This is a genomic window from Geodermatophilus obscurus DSM 43160, from assembly GCF_000025345.1.
Taxonomy (GTDB): Bacteria; Actinomycetota; Actinomycetes; order Mycobacteriales; family Geodermatophilaceae; genus Geodermatophilus; species Geodermatophilus obscurus.
On the sequence record NC_013757.1, the window covers coordinates 2,706,696 to 2,726,105 of the forward strand.

16 protein-coding genes and 3 pseudogenes are annotated in these 19,410 nt (G+C 69.0%); 12 read left to right on the top strand and 7 right to left on the bottom strand.

Translation table 11 applies throughout. The features are described 5' to 3' along the window. Positions 1 to 139: 139 nt before the first annotated feature. From GOBS_RS12720 to GOBS_RS28820, 3 genes are all read left to right on the top strand, one after another. Positions 140 to 4,984 (top strand): NAD-glutamate dehydrogenase, encoded by a 4,845-nt coding sequence (locus GOBS_RS12720; protein ID WP_012948685.1) that lies wholly within the window; start codon positions 140 to 142, stop codon positions 4,982 to 4,984. A gap of 836 nt (positions 4,985 to 5,820) precedes the next feature. Beyond that, complete coding sequence (locus GOBS_RS12730) at positions 5,821 to 6,315, top strand: inorganic diphosphatase (RefSeq protein ID WP_012948686.1); 495 nt, start codon at positions 5,821 to 5,823, stop codon at positions 6,313 to 6,315. A 1,084-nt stretch (positions 6,316 to 7,399) separates the two neighbouring features. Further along, positions 7,400 to 7,777: an STAS domain-containing protein gene (locus GOBS_RS28820; protein ID WP_049788260.1), complete on the top strand. Its 378-nt coding sequence runs from the start codon at positions 7,400 to 7,402 to the stop codon at positions 7,775 to 7,777. Between the two features lie 632 nt (positions 7,778 to 8,409). Here the strand turns inward: GOBS_RS28820 and GOBS_RS12740 are convergent. After that, positions 8,410 to 8,814, bottom strand: coding sequence for a tyrosine-type recombinase/integrase (locus GOBS_RS12740; RefSeq protein WP_081448876.1), 405 nt, complete (start codon positions 8,812 to 8,814; stop codon positions 8,410 to 8,412). Between the two features lie 809 nt (positions 8,815 to 9,623). Continuing rightward, a complete protein-coding gene (locus GOBS_RS12745) occupies positions 9,624 to 9,884 on the bottom strand; it encodes a hypothetical protein (protein ID WP_012948688.1) in 261 nt (86 codons plus the stop codon). Between the two features lie 67 nt (positions 9,885 to 9,951). On the opposite strand from GOBS_RS12745, the gene GOBS_RS12750 reads away from it, so the two are divergent. After that, complete coding sequence (locus tag GOBS_RS12750) at positions 9,952 to 10,137, top strand: hypothetical protein (protein WP_041241479.1); 186 nt, start codon at positions 9,952 to 9,954, stop codon at positions 10,135 to 10,137. A gap of 489 nt (positions 10,138 to 10,626) precedes the next feature. Then, a complete protein-coding gene (locus GOBS_RS12755) occupies positions 10,627 to 11,439 on the top strand; it encodes a hypothetical protein (protein ID WP_049788263.1) in 813 nt (270 codons plus the stop codon). Between the two features lie 192 nt (positions 11,440 to 11,631). Here GOBS_RS12755 and GOBS_RS29720 read toward each other — a convergent pair. Continuing rightward, positions 11,632 to 11,721, bottom strand: a pseudogene (locus GOBS_RS29720) (IS5/IS1182 family transposase); the annotation flags it as partial. A gap of 45 nt (positions 11,722 to 11,766) precedes the next feature. On the opposite strand from GOBS_RS29720, the pseudogene GOBS_RS29725 reads away from it, so the two are divergent. Continuing rightward, a pseudogene (locus tag GOBS_RS29725) lies at positions 11,767 to 12,063 on the top strand (helix-turn-helix domain-containing protein); the annotation flags it as partial. Positions 12,064 to 12,128: 65 nt separating this feature from the next. Then, positions 12,129 to 12,737, top strand: a complete 609-nt coding sequence (locus GOBS_RS28185) for a transposase (protein ID WP_243697488.1) — start codon at positions 12,129 to 12,131, stop codon at positions 12,735 to 12,737. A gap of 104 nt (positions 12,738 to 12,841) precedes the next feature. Here the strand turns inward: GOBS_RS28185 and GOBS_RS12765 are convergent, their stop codons facing one another. After that, positions 12,842 to 13,336, bottom strand: coding sequence for a hypothetical protein (locus tag GOBS_RS12765; RefSeq protein ID WP_012948691.1), 495 nt, complete (start codon positions 13,334 to 13,336; stop codon positions 12,842 to 12,844). A 205-nt stretch (positions 13,337 to 13,541) separates the two neighbouring features. Beyond that, on the bottom strand, positions 13,542 to 13,775 hold the full coding sequence (locus GOBS_RS26325) for a dodecin family protein (RefSeq protein WP_012948692.1): 234 nt from the start codon (positions 13,773 to 13,775) through the stop codon (positions 13,542 to 13,544). 143 nt (positions 13,776 to 13,918) lie between these two features. Between GOBS_RS26325 and GOBS_RS12770 the strand changes: the two genes are divergently transcribed. Both GOBS_RS12770 and GOBS_RS12775 read left to right on the top strand, forming a co-directional pair. Further along, positions 13,919 to 14,347, top strand: coding sequence for a nitrile hydratase subunit alpha (locus tag GOBS_RS12770; RefSeq protein ID WP_081448878.1), 429 nt, complete (start codon positions 13,919 to 13,921; stop codon positions 14,345 to 14,347). Further along, the gene (locus GOBS_RS12775) at positions 14,344 to 14,727 is read left to right on the top strand and encodes a nitrile hydratase accessory protein (protein WP_012948693.1); all 384 of its coding nucleotides are present in this window, start codon (positions 14,344 to 14,346) and stop codon (positions 14,725 to 14,727) included. The genes GOBS_RS12770 and GOBS_RS12775 overlap by 4 nt, the downstream gene beginning before the upstream one ends. Here GOBS_RS12775 and GOBS_RS29730 read toward each other — a convergent pair. Next, positions 14,700 to 15,092 carry an imine reductase family protein gene (locus GOBS_RS29730; RefSeq protein ID WP_424954957.1) on the bottom strand — a complete coding sequence of 131 codons (393 nt, stop codon included), beginning with the start codon at positions 15,090 to 15,092 and terminating at the stop codon, positions 14,700 to 14,702. The genes GOBS_RS12775 and GOBS_RS29730 overlap by 28 nt on opposite strands. Positions 15,093 to 15,121: 29 nt before the next feature. Between GOBS_RS29730 and GOBS_RS12780 the strand changes: the two genes are divergently transcribed. Both GOBS_RS12780 and GOBS_RS12785 read left to right on the top strand, forming a co-directional pair. Then, positions 15,122 to 16,522, top strand: a complete 1,401-nt coding sequence (locus GOBS_RS12780; RefSeq protein WP_012948694.1) for a hypothetical protein — start codon at positions 15,122 to 15,124, stop codon at positions 16,520 to 16,522. A gap of 260 nt (positions 16,523 to 16,782) precedes the next feature. Next, positions 16,783 to 16,968: an Lsr2 dimerization domain-containing protein gene (locus GOBS_RS12785; RefSeq protein WP_041241480.1), complete on the top strand. Its 186-nt coding sequence runs from the start codon at positions 16,783 to 16,785 to the stop codon at positions 16,966 to 16,968. On the opposite strand, the pseudogene GOBS_RS12790 reads toward GOBS_RS12785, so the two are convergent. Next, positions 16,945 to 17,747, bottom strand: a pseudogene (locus GOBS_RS12790) (transposase family protein). The gene GOBS_RS12785 and the pseudogene GOBS_RS12790 sit on opposite strands and share 24 nt — an antisense overlap. A 311-nt stretch (positions 17,748 to 18,058) precedes the next feature. Here GOBS_RS12790 and GOBS_RS12795 point away from each other — a divergent pair. Further along, positions 18,059 to 19,141: a CapA family protein gene (locus GOBS_RS12795; protein ID WP_424954958.1), complete on the top strand. Its 1,083-nt coding sequence runs from the start codon at positions 18,059 to 18,061 to the stop codon at positions 19,139 to 19,141. The last annotated feature ends 269 nt before the right edge of the window (positions 19,142 to 19,410 follow it).

Sequence of the window (19,410 nt, forward strand, 5' to 3'; positions counted from 1 at the left end):
ACAGCTACATCAAGCTACTAACGATCTCTTCAGTAAAACGCCGCGACCTCCCAATGCCGATCGGCAGGCTGGGCTGACCGACTGCGGTTGGCGCCGGCCCCCTGGCGGGGCACGCTGTGGGTGACCGAAGGGGGTTGCCGTGCCCACCATCCCGTTCCGCGACCGGCAGGAGATCATCGAGGAGATCCGGCGGTACGCCCGGAACCGGCTGCCTGCTGAGCAAGCGGACCTCTTCGAAGGGTTCGTCGGGCAGTACTACGGGCGCGTAGCGCCTGCCGACCTCGCCGCTCGTGCCGTGCACGACCTGTACGGCGCCGCGATGTCGCACCTGACACTCGCCCTCGACCGCGCGGCCGGGAAACCGGCAGTGCGGGTGTACTCCCCGGACTTCGAGGAGCACGGTTTCGCCTCGGCGCACACCGTCGTCGACGTCGTCACCGACGACATGCCGTTCCTCGTCGACTCGGTCACGATGGAGGTCACCCGGCACGGCCTCGGACTGCACCTCACCGTGCACCCCGTCGTCCTGGTCCGCCGCGACCCCGAGCGGCTCGTCGGCATCCTCAACCGCGAGGATGCCACCCCCGGCATGCTGGCCGAGTCGTTCCTGCACCTGGAGGTCGACCGGCAGACCGAGGGCCCGGTGCTGGACGAGCTGCGCGACGACGTGCTCCGCGTCCTCGGTGACGTCCGTGCCGCGGTCGACGATTGGTCGGCGATGCGGCATCGGGCCCTGGCCATCGTGGACACGCTCGCCGTGGAGGCGTCCACCGTCGAGGAAGGGGAGCGGAACGAGGCGGCCGAACTGATGCGCTGGCTCGCCGACGACCACTTCACCTTCCTCGGCTACCGCGAGTACGAGCTGGCCACCGAGGACGGAGAGGAAGCGCTTCGGGCCGTACCGGGCACCGGCCTCGGGCTGCTGCGCGACGACCGGAGCCGGCCCGTCTCGCACAGCTTCGCCAAGCTGCCGCCGGAGGTGCGCCGACGGGCACGCGAGCCACAGCTGCTCAACCTCACCAAGGCGAACTCCCGGTCGACGGTCCACCGGCCCAGCAACCTCGACTACGTCGGGATCAAGCGGTTCACCGCCGACGGCGCCGTCGTGGGGGAGCGACGGTTCCTCGGTCTCATGGCGAGCGCGGCGTACAAGCAGTCGCCCCAGGACGTCCCGGTCCTCCGCCGCAAGGTGGAGGCCGTGCTCAACAGGGCCGGCTATCCACTCGACAGCCACGACGGCAGAGCGCTGGTCAAGATCCTCGAGACCTATCCGCGCGAGGAGCTGTTCCAGATCGGCGCCGACGAGCTGTACGACGCGGCCACCACCATCCTCGACGTCCAGGACCGTCAGGGCCTTCGTCTCCTGGTCCGGCGCGACACGTTCGGTCGCTTCCTGTCCTGCCTGGTCTACCTGCCGCGCGACCGACTCACCACAGCCTTACGGACCCGTATCCAGGACATCCTGCTGGCCGCCTTCGGCGGCGTGAGCACGCAGTTCACCACGCTCGTGGGGGAGTCGGTCCTCGCCCGGCTGCACATCACGGTCTACACAGAGCCCGGCGCGGCTCCGGAGTACGACGTCGCCGAGCTCGAAGCCCGGCTCGCCGCAGCCATGCGCTCCTGGACCGACGACCTGTACGACGCCCTAGTCGACCAGCTCGGTGAAGAGCGGGGTGTCTACCTGCACCGCCGCTACGCCGATGCCTTTTCGCCGGCCTATCAGCAGTACTCCGCCGCCGCCGCGGCCGTCGTCGACATCCGCCGGATCGAGGCCCTGGGCGGTGGTGACGACCTCGCCCTGCACCTGTACCGGCCGTTGGAGGCCCCGCCGGGCAGGTTGCGGTTCAAGCTGTTCCGGCACGGCCAGTCCGTCACGCTCTCCGACGTCCTGCCGCTCCTGGAGAACATGGGCGTCCACGTCGTGGACGAACGCCCCTACGAGGTGCGCCCGGCGGGCGCCGACCCCGTCTGGATTTACGACTTCGGGCTGCGCTACGAGGGGCTCACCGACCTCGACGCCGACGGGATGCGGGAGCGCTTCCAGGAGGCGTTCGCCATGGCCTGGCGCGGCGACCTCGAGAACGACGGGCTCAACCGGCTCGTCCTGCGCGCCGGGCTCCGCGGGCGCGAGGTCTCCGTCGTCCGCGCCTACGCCCGGTACCTCCAGCAGGTGGGCGCCACGTTCGGACTCGACTACACGGTCGCGACGCTGGCGAGCAATCCGGGGCTCGCTCGCCGGCTGTTCGAGCTGTTCTCGGCCCGGCTCGATTTCGACTCTGCCGCCGAGGACCGGGATCTGCTGGCCAAGCAGATCGTCGACGACATCGAGCGCGGGCTCGACGCGGTCACCAGCCTCAACGAGGACCGAGTGCTGCGAACTCTCCTCGGGGTCGTGCAAGCGACGGTGCGCACCAACTACTTCCAGGCCGGATCGGGGGGTGAGCCGAAGCCCTGGCTGTCGCTCAAACTGGCCTCGGCGCAGATCCCCGACCTGCCGCTGCCCCGTCCGATGTTCGAGATCTTCGTGTACTCACCGCGAGTCGAGGGCGTTCACCTGCGCGGTGGCCGGGTCGCCCGCGGCGGCCTGCGCTGGTCCGACCGGCCGGAGGACTTCCGGAGCGAGGTGCTGGGCCTGATGAAGGCGCAGACGGTCAAGAACGCGGTCATCGTGCCGGTCGGCGCGAAGGGCGGGTTCGTCGTCAAGGCACCGCCCACCGAGCGGGAAGCGCTGCAAAACGAGGTCGTCGCCTGCTACTCGATGTTCATCCGTGGCCTGCTCGACCTGACCGACAACCTGGTGTCCGGCGACGTCGTCCCGCCGGAGCGCACGGTGCGATTCGACGAGGACGACGCGTACCTGGTGGTGGCGGCCGACAAGGGCACCGCGACCTTCTCCGATCTGGCCAACTCCATCTCGGAGGAGTACGGGTTCTGGCTGGGCGACGCCTTCGCGTCCGGCGGCTCCTCCGGCTACGACCACAAGGCGATGGGCATCACGGCGCGCGGAGCCTGGGTCTCGGTACAGCGCCATTTCCACGACCTCGGCGTCGACGTGCAGCAGGAAGACGTCACGGTCGCTGGAATCGGGGACATGTCCGGGGATGTCTTCGGCAACGGGATGCTGCTGTCCCGGCACATCCGGCTGGTCGCAGCCTTCGACCATCGGCACATCTTTCTCGACCCCGACCCGGACGCGGCGCCCAGCTTCGTCGAGCGCGCTCGCCTGTTCGACCTGCCCCGTTCCAGTTGGGCCGATTACGACCTGTCGCTCATCTCGGCTGGTGGCGGCGTCTTCCCGCGGACGGCGAAGACGGTTCCGCTCTCGCCCCAGGTCCGGTCAAGGCTCGACGTTCCGGCCGAGCACCTCGCTCCGGACGAGCTGATCCGGGCCATCCTCCGCGCCCCAGTCGATCTGCTCTGGAACGGTGGGATAGGCACCTACGTCAAGGCCTCGACCGAGACGCACGGCGAGGTGGGCGACAAGCGCAGCGATCCGGTGCGCGTCGACGCCGGCGAGCTGCGGTGCCGGGTGATGGGGGAGGGCGGCAACCTCGGCTTCACCCAGCGCGGCCGGATCGAGTTCGCGCTGCGCGGCGGGCGCATCAACACCGACGCGATCGACAACTCCGCGGGGGTGGACTGCTCCGACCACGAGGTCAACATCAAAGTTCTGCTCGACCGCGTGGTCGACGACGGCGATCTCACCCGCAAGCAACGGGATGCCCTCCTCGTGGAGATGACCGACGAGGTGGCACAACTGGTGCTCCGCGACAACGCCGCGCAGACCCGCGCGCTGTACAACGCGCGGGCCCAGGCGCGGTCACTGCTGGACGTGCACGCCAGATACCTCAGCACCCTGGAGCGGTCGCGGCGGCTCAACCGGGCGCTGGAGTTCCTGCCGACCGACGACGAGCTGACCGAGCGCGCCGCTGCCGGTCAGGGGCTGGTCATGCCCGAGTTCGCCGTCCTGCTGGCGTACACGAAGATCTGGGTCTACGACCAGCTGCTGGCGTCGGAGGTTCCGGAGGACCCGTTCCTGGCGGCGGAGCTGGCCAGCTACTTCCCGGGTGCGATCCGCGAGAGGTATGCCGACCGGCTGCCGGATCATCCGCTCCGTCGCGAGATCATCGCGACCTGCGTGACGAATGCGATGGTCAACCGCGCGGGGACGACGTTCGGCTTCCGCCTGGCCGAGGAGACCGGCCTCCCGGTGGCGCACGTCGTCCGGGCCCACATCGCCACATGGGAGATCTTCGGGCTGACCGAGCTGCAAGCCGAGATCGAGTCGCTCGACGCCGTACCGACAGACACCCAGGTGCGGCTCTTCCTGGAGGTGCGCACGCTCGCCGAGCGCGCGAGTCGCTGGTTGTTGCGCAACCGTCGCCAGCCACTGGACATCCGCAGCACCGTCGACTACTTCGCGCCGGCCGTGCCGCCGCTGGCCGACGAGATCCCCCGGCTGCTCGCCGCGTCCGACGACGACGTACTCGACGCTGCGGTACGCCTCAACACCGCGGACGGCGTTCCCGAACCGCTCGCCAGACGCTTGGCCGCGCTGCCGGCGCTCTTCTCCGCTCTCGATGTCACCGACGTGGCCCGCGCGACCGGGCGCGAGCGCGAGCAGGTGGCCGCCGTGTACTTCGCGCTCGGACAGCACCTGCAGCTCAACTGGCTGCACGAACGCATCCTCGCGCTGCCGCGCGACGACCGGTGGCAGGCCCTCGCGCGCGCTGCCCTCCGCGACGACCTCTACGCGGTGCGCGCCGCCCTGACCGCGGAGGTGCTGCGGGTGGAGGGCCCGGTCACCGACACCGCCGAGCAGGTGCGCAGATGGCTCACCTCCGCCGAACCAGCCGTGAGCCGGTGCCTCGCCGTGCTCCACGACGTCGCGGCCGACGACCGAAGCGACCTGGCAACGTTGTCCGTAGCGCTGCGCGAAATCCGCGATCTCGTCTCAAGGCGCTGCGGTGTGGAAGAGACCTGACAAGCGTGGGACTGGCCCCCCGGTCGTCTACGGCGTGGTGGAAGCCCGTTGCGGTGGAACGGACGTCGGTCCCGGCGAGTCAGCTAGGTCGTTCCTGGCACCTGCCGCGGTCAGTCCGACGTCGAGGCAGTTGCGGTCGACGTGGCCGAGCCAGGGGCGGTGGTCGTCGTCTCCGACGCGTCCGACGGTCGCGGGCTGTCCTCAGCGGACGTCGCCGGGGCGCTCGTGGGTGGGGTGGAGGGCCTCGATGGCGTCTGGTCGCGCTGGGTGGCCACGTTGGTGAGCGCCCCGATCGTCGTCGTCCCCGATTCGTCCGAGCCTCCGACGAAGGCAGACACCGACCGCTGCCCGAATAACTCCATCTCGGTCACGAGCCCCATGGCGACCAGGAACACGGCCACGGCGCTGGCACACCCACGACCACCGCGGCCCGGGGCGGAAGAACGGCCTGCGTCGCGGGTCGAGCCGGACCCGCCGGGGCGCGGGTACGCGGATGGTGATGGCCCGATGCCCCGGGGACCTTCCCCGCCCGGAGAGCTGGCTGCGGGCGCGGCGCAGGCGGTCATTTGTCTGGTGCAGGGACGCGCTGTAGACCGCGGTGCTCACGGTGGTGATCACGCTCGCCAGGGCCGCTCCGATCACGGCTCCGGTCACACCGGACCACGGCGCAGCCACGGCGGCCGACGCTGCGGCAAGGGCACTGGCCGCACTCACCGCGGCATGATCACCACACCCGAAGTGTCCGGAGAACCGGGTCAGGCTCCGATCTCCGGGTCCTGGTGCACGGGTCAGCGTCGGTCGGGCGACGGCGGGCGAGTCTGGGTAGGGCTGGGCGGGTGAGCGAGTCGGACCAGCTGGACGTTGTCGTCGAGAGCCCCCGCGGCAGCCGCAACAAGTACGAGTTCGATGAAAAGCGTGGCGTCATGCGGCTCGACCGGCGGATCCTCGGCGCGGTCTCGTTTCCCGCCGACTACGGGTTCGTGCCCGGGACGGTGGGGGAGGACGGGGAGCCCCTGGACGCCTTGGTGCTGCTCGATGAGCCGACCTATCCCGGCATCTGGGTCGCGGCCCGCGTCATCGGGGTGTCGTGGATCGGCACTCGCACCGGACTTGAGGCCAAATTGCTGTGCGTCCCTGTCGGTGATCCGGTGTACGAGGACGTCCACGACCTCAATGACCTGCCCCGCCATGTCGCACGTGAGATCGGTCAGTTCTTCGGCGTCTACAAGCAGCTCGACGGTGGCACCACGACGACCGATGAAGGGCAGGAGGGGCGGCAGGTCGCCGTCCGGGTTCTTGCCGAAGCCCGAGCCCGGCATCGCGGGTCCTAAAAGACGCGACCGACTGCGGACGTCAGCCCCGGGGACAGGATGGTTGGGCGCGCTGCTCTTCGTCTCCAGCACACCCGTCGCCCACCTTGCAGGCGGTGCTGGACGCGGTGTGCGAGGGTGGAGCGCTGGTCGAGGAGGTCGAGGCCGCGTGCGACCGGCCCTGTCGACCGGCGCCGCCGACGTGCTCGCCACCGACGGCGTGCTGTTGGGCACGCCGGCGAACATCGGTTGCATGTCCGGCGCTCAAGGACTTCTCCGATACCGTCTACTTCCCCCTGCCTCGACGCCACCGCCGCCGGGCCGACGCTGACAGGGCCGCCGGCTCCACGCCGCCATCAGTCCCGGCGAGGTGAGGCCGGGACTGATGGGGCCCCCGCCTTGCCGGCCCGCGGGCCGAGCCCCACGGAGAGGTCGGTCCTCAGCAGGGATGTATGGGGTGCTGCGACATAGACGTGTCCTGAACGCTACTTTGACCTGTCGATGGCGCCGCCCGTCGTACTGGATTGAGCCGACCCGACCGGGCTCTCTCGTTTCAGTGGGCTGGGCGGCGTCCTCGGGTGGCAGTGCAAGACGAGGCCTTCGGGTGACGATGTCGCGGGGACGAAGCGGGAGCACATCGACCACGACGTCCTGCATCGCCGTGCCCAGGTTGCGGTGCTGTCCGGCTTGGCGGCAGGCGACGACGTCTACGACCTGACGGCGGCAGCGGCTCCCAGCCACGTGCCCGGCTGGTTCACACCGGATGTGGCTCTCCTCGAGTTGGCCGTCATGGCGCTCGATCTCGCGTGCCGGCCGGCGCCGAGCCGCTGGAGTTGAGGGGCTGTGGGAGCGCCACCTGCCGGAGGTGACGTTCCGCCGTCGCGTCCAGCACCGCAGCAGCCGGCCATGCACTGCACCTGTCGGCGCTCTGGGCCCACGCTGTCACCGAGCCGCGACTAGTGACCCGCTAGCCGCGGCGACCCCGCCGGCCTACGCCGGACAGCTGCCGCATCCAGAGGACGCGGTGCAGGCGAAGACCACGGTGCAGCGGCGGTCACGCCGGCGGGCCTCGCCGCCGGGAGAACCGCCGGAGAGGAGCGTTGTCGTGACCGCGGCTGACCTGCCCGCCGAGACCTGCGTGGGCGACCCCTTCTATGACCTGCTGGCCCTGTCGACCCGGACCGCAGAGGACGGCGCGGTCACCGTGACGGCGGCCGGGGAGGTGGACACCTTCACCGCTCCGCTGTTGCGTTCGGTGCTGGACACCCAACTACAACGGCACCCGACGGAGCTGGTGATCGACCTGTCCGGGATCCAGTTCCTGGGCTCGGCTGGCCTGGCTGTGCTGGTGGAGACCCACAAGTCGGCGCGCGACCGCGACGTCGGGCTCCGGCTGGTCATCACCACCGGCGCGGTGGCCCGCGCCCTGACGGTCACCGGCCTGATCAACCTGTTCACCGTCACGGACGACGCGCACCGCTAGCCGATCCGACGCGGACGACGCGTCGCCTTTGCACATGACTCGTCAGCGCTTCGTGGATCGCCAATCAGCTCGCGCAGCATGCGCTGTGCCAGCTACAGGAACTCGTCCGGTCAGGCCGGTTGGTCGCGATCCGTTCCGGCTCAGCTCATGTCCAGCGCGTCGCGCGGACCGGGGAGGCCATCCGCGAGAAGTGTCGGTTCACCGCCCAAGGGCGGCACGATCGGCGTGTGCGGCACACACAAGGTCGTGCATCTTTTACTCATCCACTACTCTCAGAGGTAGCCCGCTCGACGCATCAACAGTCAACGCTACGTGGGCAACTCCACCTGGGGTTCCAGCGCGAACCAGCAGTAACCAGTCCTGTCAGGATCAAATCGCAGAGTTATTGGTTCGAGTCCAATCGGGGGAGCAACGTTCCTGCTCAGCGGCCTGTTGGGCTGCTTTCCTGCGATAAATTGTCGCGAGGACGCATCACAAACCCATCATCTTCGACCGTGCGGCGTGGTGCCGACGAGCTTGCCGAGCGGCGTCCGCCCAGGTCAGCGGGTTCGGCGGAAGGTGAGCGAGGCGGCAAGACCGGCGAGCAGGGCCGCAGGCCCGCATAAGGTGCTGGCAGCGCCCGGCCAGGAAGATCAGAGGGTCCGCTGGAGGGCTGCCGCGGTCAAGGGGCTGGCGGTGCCACGGCCGAGATAGACGTCCTGGGTGAGGCTGGGCCGGCTGTGCCCGAGGTGGTCGGCGATCTGCCGAGCGGAGAGGCCGGCGTCATCGAGGCGAGTGGCCACGGTCCGGCGGAAGGTGTGGGAAGTGGCCCAGGGGAAGCCGACGCGGTCCAGTGCCTGGAGCAGGTCACCGCTGGTGTTGTTCGGATCGCGCAGGAGGCCCTTCGGGCTGGGAAACAGCACCGTTGGGTCCGCCGCCGTGGGCAGCTGAGCCAGGCGCTGCCGCAGAGGGTTCAAGGTCTGTGGTGGCAGCGCGATGGTGCGCCGGCCGGCGTCGGTCTTGGGCCGCTTCGAAGCGTCGCAACTCCGAAGGATCACACGGTGGCCGCCCTTATGCCAGCCCCGGAATCACACCGATGCAGCTCCGGCCAGCGAAGGTTAAACGGCAAGCTTAATGCTGCGTTCGGGCATGGGATGCGTGGCAAACATGCCATGGAACTGAGTACAATCTGTTCAAATCGCCTATGCGTACTTGTAATGGTCATGGCCGCGCTCAGTGAGGTTTTCTCACCAGGAGTCCACACCCAGTTGACAGGCGCGGTGGGCGTCGCTGGCCAGGGCTTCAGCGAGTCGGCAGCGACCTCGGCGCGGCCCCTCGACGCAGCCTCCCGGGGTGGTAGCCTTCGATACCTTGCTGGCGGAGGGGCCTGACCTGCAGCGATGCTTCCCCGGGCCGTCCGCCGACGGCGAACCTGGTGAGAAAACCTCAGTGCACAGGTACTTGGCCACGTCGTTGGCTATGTACCGCAGGTCGGCCAGGTCGGCTCGGACATCCGTCATCGTGCTTGCTCCGCACGTAGTGCAGGTCACCGTCACCCGGACCTTGCCCGGCCCAGTGGCCTGACCTGTCTCGACGAGCTCAATGGGGCCGCGCTGCAGCATGGCCGGAACGCTACGCCGCGGCTCTTACGACCTCGCGCATGGTTAGCGGCGGACGGTCATTGACCTGTCCAGGACGGCGTCGATCACCTGTCTGTTCCACGCCAGGTTCAGTGAGGCTCGGAATTGATGCGGCGACGGTAGCCGCCGCGGGGTTGCGCCTATAAAAGTCTTGTTCGTACTCGGCCGGTGGAAGCGGGCCGATCTGGCCGTGCAGCCGTCCGTGGTTGAACTAATTAGGCGGCGGGTCAGTCTTCCTCCTCGTCGGTCAGCAGGGGGACTCCTCCTGCGGGGCAGTTGTCCACGGTGAACACGTGAGGCCCGAGCGGCCGGCCATCGGAATCACGACTCCCCGCCGGTATCTCGATCCCTCGGTTCTCGTTCACCGTGAGGATCTTAATGGTCGCGTAGCGGAGGCCGTTCTGGTCCTCCAGCGTCCTGGCCAGCCCCTGTAGGGCCGCCAGCGTGGACTCCTCGCGGCAGATCCAGACGAACATGGTTCGTGCCATCTACCGACCGTAGGGGCCGCTGACCGACCTGTTGCCGGTTCCGAGACCGGGGCGGACAGTTGCAGAGGTGACCGGCCGTCATCGACTGCCGGAGGATTGGCAGCCGGAGCGGGTCGAGATGCTCAACCACTCCGGCGGCGCCTATGCCCTTGAGTGGTCCGCTCCAACAGCGGCCGGGTCGTGGCTGGTGCGGATCACCCGCCTCGACGGCGGCCTGGAGGTCGTCCAGGCGATCATCGACGAGGACGAGTGAGCCGTGGCCCGCCGTGTGCGCCTTTATGTAACCACTTACGACCTCGGGCATGGTTGCGGGCGACTTCCGCGTGACGGACGGAGCAGGGTCGTGGTGTGTCCAGGACACTGCCCCGTGCCGCTGCTGTCGCCGATCGCCGGGTGACCGGGCTGTCCCCGCAGGTCGACCTGCCCTCCGTGTGGCCGAGCCGGGCGACGTCTCGCCCGAGCGGCTGCGTCACCGCCGACACCTCAACCGTCATGATCACGATACGGTCACAACTCCGCACCGTGTCGTGATCGTGACGATACGGTGCGCAACTCCGCGACCAGCGACATTACCTAAAAGTAGAGCCTGCATGTGACCTAGCTCTCATGACACCTTCGGCGCGGCGCCGTCTGGCGCCATTTTCGTTCCGGAACTACGGAGGCATCCATGCGAGTTAAGCGCGCATTTGTTCTGGCCGGCACGTCCGGCGCATTGATTTTGACGGGTGTCGCGGCACCAAGTGTGGCCAGCGCTTCGGAAACCGATCAATCCTACTCGTACGGCTACGACTACTGCGACGAGGCTGAGGACGCCAAGGCCAAGGCCGAGCACGAGGCCGCCAAGGCCGAGCACGAGGCTGAGGATGCCAAGGCCAAGGCTGAGGACGCCAAGCACGAGGCTGAGGACGCCAAGCACGAGGCTGAGGACGCCAAGCACGAGGCTGAGGACGCCAAGCACGAGGCTGAGGACGCCAAGCACGAGGCTGAGGACGCCAAGCACGAGGCTGAGGACGCCAAGCACGAGGCTGAGGACGCCAAGCACGAGGCTGAGGACGCCAAGGCCAAGCACGAGGACGCCAAGGCCAAGCACGAGCACGAGGACGCCAAGGCCAAGCACGAGCACGAGGACGCCAAGGCCAAGCACGAGCACGAGGACGCCAAGGCCAAGCACGAGCACGAGGACGCCAAGGCCAAGCACGAGCACGAGGACGCCAAGGCCAAGGCTGAGGACGCCAAGGCCAAGGCTGAGGACGCCAAGGCCAAGGCTGAGGACGCCAAGGCCAAGGCTGAGGACGCCAAGGCCAAGGCTGAGGACGCCAAGGCCAAGGCTGAGGACGCCAAGGCCAAGGCTGAGGACGCCAAGGCCAAGGCTGAGGACGCCAAGGCCAAGGCCGAGGACGCCAAGGCCAAGGCCGAGGACGCCAAGGCCAAGGCCGAGGACGCCAAGGCCAAGGCCGAGGACTGCGACAAGAACAACGGGGACCACGACCACGACCACGACGGCAAGGACAACGGGGACCACGACCACGACGGCAAGGACAAGGGCGACAAGTAGCCGACAGCCCGCGCTGTGACGGCTGCCCCAGCTTGAACACGGGCCCCGGAAGCTTCGGCTTCCGGGGCCCCGCAAGACTGCTGCGGTGCAGCAGCGTGCTGGACGTCCGTCCTCAAACCGGTCTCGACCGTCGCCTGAGCCGTCGTGAGGTCATTGAGCCATTCCCAGTAACGGCTTGGGGCTGGTTAGTGATCATGTGGTGCGGCCGTGCTGGTGGTGGAGCAGGGCGAGGGCGGCAGCGGTGATCGCGCCGATCCGCCAGGGGCAGAGGCTGATCCGGCGCTGCGGGCATTGCCGCTGCGGGCGGTCGAGCAGGTGGCCCGGGGTGTGCCGGCGGCCGAGGTCGGTGCGGGGCTGGCCGCATTGGGCCTGCATCGGCGGACGATCTACACCTGGCTGGCCAAGGAGCGCACCGAGGGCCACGAGGCGCTGCGGGCCAAGCCGGTGCCCGGACGGCCGCGCAGACTCGCCGAGGAGCAGCTGGGCGAGCTGGCCGGGCTGATCGCCGAAAGCGACCCCCGCGATCATGGGTTCGCTGTGGCGCTGTGGACCCGCGAGGTCGTCCGCCAACTGATCGCCGCCCGGTTCGGCGTGCAGCTCACGGTGGCCAGCGTCGGGCGCACCCTGCACAACCTGGGCTTCTCCGCCCAGCGGCCGCTGTATCGGGCCGAGCAGGCCGACCCGTCGCGGTGGCCCGGTGGAGGGAGATCGAGTATCCGACGATCGCCGCGCAGGCCAAGGCGACCGGCGGGACGATGTTCTTCGTCGACGAGGCCGGCGTGCGCAGCGACTACCACGCCGGCACCACCTGGGCCCCGGTCGCCAAGACGCCGGCGGTGCGCACCACCGGCGCTCGGTTCGGACTGAACATGATCTCGGCGATCAGCGCGCAGGGCGCCCTGCGGTTCTCGATCCTGACCGGCACGCTCACCGCCGCCGGGTTCATCGCCTTCCTCAAGCGGCTGATGCACGACGCCGAGCACACCGGCGGCGACCCGGTGTTCTGCATCGTCGACAATCACCCGGCACACCGGGCCAAGGCGGTGGACCGCTTCGTCGACTCCACCGACGGGGCGCTGCGGCTCTACCGGCTGCGGGCCTACTCCCCGCAGCTTAACCCGGACGAGTGGGTGTGGAAGAACGTCAAGCACGACGGAGTCGCCCCCGCCGCTCCCCACGGCCCGGACCAGATGAAGGCGGTCGTCACCGCCCGTCTGCGCCGGCTGCAGCGCCTACCGCAGATCGTCCGCGGCTTCTTCGGCGACCCGGAGCTGGCCTACATCACCGCCGTCGCCTGAAGTCATCCACCCTGCAATCCCATTGGTAATTATCCCCAGCGCGGGCATTGCTTTCTGACGGCTCACCTTGAGCCCGACGGCTGGCTGCTGCGGCCAGCGGGTTGTCACGCCGGGATGCCCATGAGCGACTTTTGATTGCCCTTGGTGCCCCTACTGCCCATTGACACCGGATAGCTCTCCCGATGCCGACGGTCGGCTTCATCCAGCCAGATGTGGATGTCATCGGCTACCTCATCGAGGCGGTCGAGGTCCATCTTCTCCAACCGCGAGGCCTCGTCGTCGTCTGCCTGGGCGTGCCAGCGGAAGGCGTCAAGTTCATCGCGGAGGCGGCTGATCAGCTCCTCGGAAACGCCAGCTGCGCGGAGGTATGAGGGCAGGCGCTCGTCGTAATGCTGGGCGGCTGCGCGGTTGTCCCCGTTCCCGTAGGTGAACGGGGTGCGCCACCACCGCAACCTCATGATCTCGTCCAGCTCGTCGCGCGCCTTGTCGCGGGCAGCCGCGGCCCTCGTCCATCGGCCATACCCGCGAGTGAAGAACACGCCGAGGAGGGCGCCTACGAAGGCAAGGCTGACAGAGACGAGCACGTCAAGGACCGACACGCCTTCATGGTCTCGTCAGTTCCGGTGTGTTGGCGGTGCTGCGGACGGTGAGTTGCGCCACCCGGGCAGGCAGAGCCGCAGGATGATCGTTCGAGTCGGCCTGAGTCGTAAAGTGCGGCATGCCGACTGGCACGCCCAGCGGCTTCATCGCGCGCCGCCGGGCACCAGCCCACGGTCCTGCTCGATCGGTTGCAAGTGCTGGGATCTACCGCTCCACGACGAAGGCGATCTTGCAGTGCACCTTGTAGAGAGAGAGGTTGCCGTTCTCGTCGACGTCGGCGTTGCTGCCGATCACCTCGACGCCACGAATGCCCCGAACGGTCTGCGCCGCCGCCTGTACGGCGTTACGAACTGCGTCGCTGAAGGAGTTCGGCGAACTGCCTACAATCTCGCTGATCCGGACGACAGCTCCCGGGACGTGGTCCTGCTTCTCTGACATGTCTCCTCCTGATGCCACCAGCGCTACTCCGCGCCGTAGGAAGTTCGGAATTGCTCCGCACCAGAACATCTCAAACCTCTCGTCGAGCGTCTGCCGTGCCCAGCGGCTGACCGGCGCCTCCGCCCGGCTCCGCCCGGAAGGCAGTGCGACGGCGAGCGCGGCAACCGCGTGGCGGTCGGCTCACGACCGGCGCGGCCCCACAGCGGACCCAAGGCTCGGCTCCTCCCGGACGCGAGCAGTGCCGATGCGGGACGCTCGGCCCAGTCCCCGACGCAAACCTGCTCGGGGAGCGCTCCTGCTATCCGTGGCCGGTACTCGGGCTGCCGCCGTCCTGGTACAAGGACCCGGCCTACCGGGCGCGGGTGGTGAAAGAGCCGAGAGCCGTGCTCGCCGAGTGGGGCACCGACCTGGGCCCGGATGTCGAGGTGCGCGTGCACGACTCCAGCTCCGAGGTGCGCTATCTCGTGCTGCCGGGACGCCCGCCCGGCACCGAGTCGATGTCCGAGGAGGAGCTGGCCGCCCTGGTCACCCGGGATGCGATGGTCGGTGTGCGCAAGGTGGCCGCGCCATGACGACCCAGATCGTGGAGCTGGACATCGACGGCCCCGTGGCCCCGCCCCGGTCGAACGGCGAGCTGGTGTTCGCCGAGCCGTGGGAGGGGCGGGCATTCGGCCTGGTTATGGCCCTGGTGCATGGCGAGGCGATCTCCTACGAGACCTTCCGGACGGCGCTTATTGAGGGGATCGGCGCCTGGGAGGCCGCTCCGCCGGTGGGGGAGGGGTTCCACTACTACCGGTGCTGGCTGCAGGCCCTGGAACAGGTGCTCGCCGCAGCGGGACTGGTCTCGACGGAAGAGGCCCGGGCCCGCGCAGCCACCTTCGCCGCCCGTCCGGCGGGCCACGATCACCCGCACGACGGCGACGCTCAGCACCACGGGCATGACCACGGCTGAACGGGACGGCACCGACACGGTCGTGGCAGTGGGCCCACGTTCGAGCCGATCATCACGCCGAGGGGGCAGGCCTGGCCATGTTGAGGCCGGATCTGATCGCCCCAGGCACTGCACGGGCTGGCGGGCCCAGGCGGCGTTCGCAGCGGCGCTCCCCGACGCACAACAGGGGCCAGACCCCGCATGACCCCGGCGAGGCGGTTGTCGGTCCCGCTGTCGGCGGCCGCGGAGACCATTTGGTCCAGTGCCGCCGCCTCCATTGCCAGGTTGTCCTCATCGCCGGGATGGCGGCACTCGTCGACGTCGAAGCCATGGCTGCGGCTGGTTGATCGGACGCGGGGTGCTCGCGGCGTTAGGCTCGCCGACAGGGCTCGGCGGCACCGTGAGGGGAGCCTGCATGGAAGCCGGCGCCGATACGCTGCAGAAGGCGTTGCAGATCAATCTGGACCCGCGCTGGTACGGCACGATTGCCGAGATCGGTGCCGGGCAGGAGGTCGCGCGCTGGTTCTTCCGGGCCGGGGGCGCCGCGGGCACCGTGGCGAAGTCGATGTCGGCCTACGACATGGCGGTGAGCGACGCGGTCTACGGCAAGGCTGATCGCTACGTCTCCAAGGGCCGGCTGCAGGCGATGCTCGATCACGAGTTTCAGTTGAACCTCGAACGACTCGGTGACGAGCGGGGCGATGAGACCGCGTTCTTCGCCTTCGCGGACACCGTGGTGGCCCGCAGCTACCGCGGGGGGAACGAATGCCATGGCTGGATGGGCGTGAAGTTCCAGTCGCATCCGCGTGACCAGCCGAGCCAGATCGTCTTGCACGTCCGGATGCTCGACGCCGAGGCGGCGCCGCAGCAGGAGGCGCTGGGCGTGGTTGGGGTGAACCTCCTGCACGCCGCCTTCTTCCAGCACCACGAGCCCGACCGCCTGGTGGATAGCCTGCTGGACAGGCTTACTACCGGACGCGTCGAGATCGACCTGATCGAGATGAAGGGGATCGAGTTCCGGGCGGTCGACAACCGGCTGATGGCGCTCAAGCTGGTGCAGGTCGGGCTGAGCGGCGCTGCGATGTTCGGGCCGGATCGCGAGGTCCTGCAACCCAGCGAGGTGCTGCGCAAGAAGGCGATCCTGGTCGAGCGGGGCAGCTTTCGTCCGCCCACGGTGGTCAACATCGACATGCTGGAAGCCGCCCGGGCCAAGTTCGAGACCGACCCGGCGGTCGCGCAGCGCGAGGTTCTCCTGCTGACCGAGCTGACGATGGCCAACCTGCGGGCCGGCGGCGACGTCGTCGACCGGCGCGACTTCCTGGCCCGCGCCGATCTGCTGGCGGCGTGCGGCATGACCGTGCTCATCTCCGACTTCCTGGCCTACCACCGGCTCGCGGCCTACCTCGCCTGGCGCACCGACGGTCGCATCGGGATGGTCATGGGCGTGCCCAGCCTGATCGACCTGTTCGACGAGGCCACTCATGCCGAACTGCCCGGCGGCATCCTGGAGAGTTTCGGTCGGCTGCTGAAGAATGACCTTCGGCTGTTCGTCTATCCGATGCTGCGGGACGACCGCGTCGTCACCGTGGACACCGTCGCGGTCGCGGAGGAACTGCAGCCCTTGTACGACTACCTGGCCCGGCGCGGCAGCTTCGTGGGGCTGGACAACTACAAGCCCGACTACCTGTCGATCCTCAGCCGGGACGTACTGAAGCGGATCCCCACCGACGACGCGACCTGGGAGTCGATGGTGCCTTCCGAGGTTTGCGAGCTGATCAAGAAGCGCGGCTTCTTTGGCTACCACCGGGGTCGGTAACGCTTGCCCGACTCGATAACCGCCTCCTGCAGGATGGCCCCGTCCTCTCCTCGCGGGACGCGGAGGCGAACCCGAACGAGTCGTCAAATCACGCCGGCGAGCGACGGACCGTCGGGCTGCGCCAGATCGGTTATGAGCCGTCGCCTTTCAGGCTAACCGTTGTTCATCTCCCTCGACGACGGCGAACCGTCGCGAAGGCTGCTTTCCTCCGGGGTTCCATTCGGTTGACAACCCGTCCGCGCCTCTGATCTCTTGGCTCCATGGCTACCAACACTCAGGTGGTTCCAGTCGATGACCTCACCGGTGACCCGGCCGACACGACCGTGACGTTCGCTCTGGACAAGACCGAGTACGAGATCGACCTTACGGAGGATAACGCAGCGGAAATGCGGGACGAACTTTCTCGGTATGTTGAGGTTTTCTCACCTGCTTCCGCGGTCGAGTGAGGTCAGCACCAATGCGGCGGCGATAATTGCGCCGATGCGGTGCGGGCTGACGGTGACCCGGTCGAGGGCCCGCCAGCGACCGAGCAGGGCATGGCCCCGTTCGGTGGGCGCGCGCAGCGCGGTGATCAGGGAGTTGTAGCAGCGGTTGTCGGTGTGCAGCGGCCCGTCGGGCTGGTGCTTGATCGGGACGTGCACCCCGATGCCGGCACCGGTGTACCCCTTGTCGGCCAGCACCGGCAGCCCGCGGGCGGCGTGCGGGTACAGCGCCGGCAGCACCAGCTCTCGGGCGGCGGTCAGATCGTGGGTCGAGCCGGGCCGGACGTCGGAGACCCACAGCGGGAAGCCACCGGGGTCGCAGATGACCTGCACGCTGCCGCCGAAGGCGTGGTGCTTGCCGGAGTACCACCGGTGATGGCCGCGCTCGGCGCGGGTGGCCACCCGGTCGGTCGGGATCAGCGTGCCGTCCAGGCAGAGAAAGGGCAGGCCGACGGCGCGAGCATGGGCCAACACGGCGCCCAGGGCGGGAGCGTGCGCGGCGATCACATCGAGCGCTTCGTGCAGGTAGCGGTAGGCGGTGGCGATGCAGACCCCGGCGTCTGCGGCCAGGGTGCGCACGTCCAGACGGTGGCGCAGCCAGCGCAGCGCCAGCACGACTTGGGCGTGCACCGTGCCGACCCGCTGCGCCGGACGGGTCCCCGGCCGACGGCGGTACCGGGCGATCCAGCCGGTCACCGCCTCAACACCGGTGCGGACACATCCAGGCTGGCACGATGAGACACAGCGGGCTCCCGGGAGGAGGAGATCGGTCTTTGGCGAGTCGATCTTTACCCCGAGAGCCCGCGCCCTCTTCTTGAACCCCAGCCTCGACCAGCGACGACACCAATCAAGCCGTCGAAGCTGGTGAGAGAACCTCACTCTGCGTGGCGGCGGATAGGAGCCGCGGCCGGCTAGCAACAGACGGTCCCGCCACCGCCCGCCGGCGCCGGGGCTGCACCGGGCCGGCGTGACCGGTGCCCCTACGATCCGCGTTGTGGCGAGCGGGCCCCGAATCCGGACACTCTCTGCCGTACTCGCCGGGCTCGGTCTGGCGGTGCTGACCGGTTGCAGTCCGGCAGAACCGGCCGGAAGGGGAGCGGCCACCGCGACCACGGCGACGCCGACAGCGCCGGCGTCGTTCACGGTGGCGGCCACCGGAGATGTGCTGATTCACCAGGGCGGAGCACTGGTGCAGGGAGCAGCCGCAGCCGGCCAGGCGCAGGGAGTCGGCTACGACTTCAGCGGGGTGTTCGCCGATGTGGCCCCGGTGATCGGCGCGGCGGATCTGGCGATCTGCCACCTGGAGACGCCGCTGGCGCCACCGGAGGGCCCGTTCGAGGGCTATCCGACCTTCGCGGTGCAGCCACAGATCGTCGGCGCGCTGGCCGGCGCCGGCTACGACACCTGCTCCACCGCCTCCAACCACTCCCTCGACGCCGGCTTCGCCGGACTGGTCCGCACCCTGGACACCCTCGACGCCCACCGAGTCGGCCACACCGGCACCTACCGCACCGAACCGGAGGCCCAGATCCCGCACCTGGTGACCGTCGACGGGGTGCGGGTGGCGCACCTGTCCTGGACCTACGGGCTCAACGGCATCCCCCAACCGGCCGGGCAGCCGTGGGCGGTCAACGACTTCGACCCGGCGGGGCCCCGAGTCGAGGGCATCCTCGCCGAGGCCGCCCGGGCCCGGGCCGCCGGCGCCGAGGTGGTCATCGCCAGCGTGCACTGCTGCACCGAGTACGACCCCGACCCCAGCCCGGCCCAGACCGCGATCGCCGAGGCGCTGCTGGCCTCCCCCGACATCGACCTGATGCTGGGCCACCACGCCCACGTGGTACAGCCCTTCGAGCGGATCCACGGCGAGTGGGTGGCCTACGGGCTGGGCAACCACATCGCCCAACAGACCCGGCCGGTCACCTACGACTCGGTGATCGCCCGGTTCACCTTCACCCGCGGCCCCGAGGGCCGCTACACGGTCAGCACCGCCGAGGCCATCCCCACCCACATCCGACTCGCCGGCGACGGTCTGGCCGTCGTGCCCACCCATCCCGGCGAGCCCGCCTACGAGCGGGTCGCCGAGGTGGTCGGCCGCCGCGGTGGCGCCGACGCCGGACTGCTCGTCAGCGACCGCTGAACAACCGGTGATCGGGTCGCCGTCACCGGACATCCACGTGCGTCCGAGGTCGGACACCCTCGGTGCCTGGCTTGCTCCCCCCGCCACGCGCTGCCGACCGAGCCGACACCTACACTGCCCGCCGGCAGGAGCCTGCACTCACATACGGCGCGATGGCGCGCCGTGGGGAGGTGTGCGTCTCGATGGAAGATGCCCATGCCCGTCCAGCTCGCTTTTCGGTCGACCGGCTGACCGCGGTACGGGAGTGGATCTGGCGGCACAGCAGCCAG

Coding starts and splice junctions, on each gene's coding strand:
- GOBS_RS26325 (WP_012948692.1), bottom strand. CDS start 13,775: ATGTCAGAGAAGCAGGACCACGTCCCGGGAGCTGTCGTCCGGATCAGC.
- GOBS_RS12780 (WP_012948694.1), top strand. CDS start 15,122: ATGGAAGCCGGCGCCGATACGCTGCAGAAGGCGTTGCAGATCAATCTG.
- GOBS_RS12745 (WP_012948688.1), bottom strand. CDS start 9,884: ATGGCACGAACCATGTTCGTCTGGATCTGCCGCGAGGAGTCCACGCTG.
- GOBS_RS12785 (WP_041241480.1), top strand. CDS start 16,783: ATGGCTACCAACACTCAGGTGGTTCCAGTCGATGACCTCACCGGTGAC.
- GOBS_RS12775 (WP_012948693.1), top strand. CDS start 14,344: ATGACGACCCAGATCGTGGAGCTGGACATCGACGGCCCCGTGGCCCCG.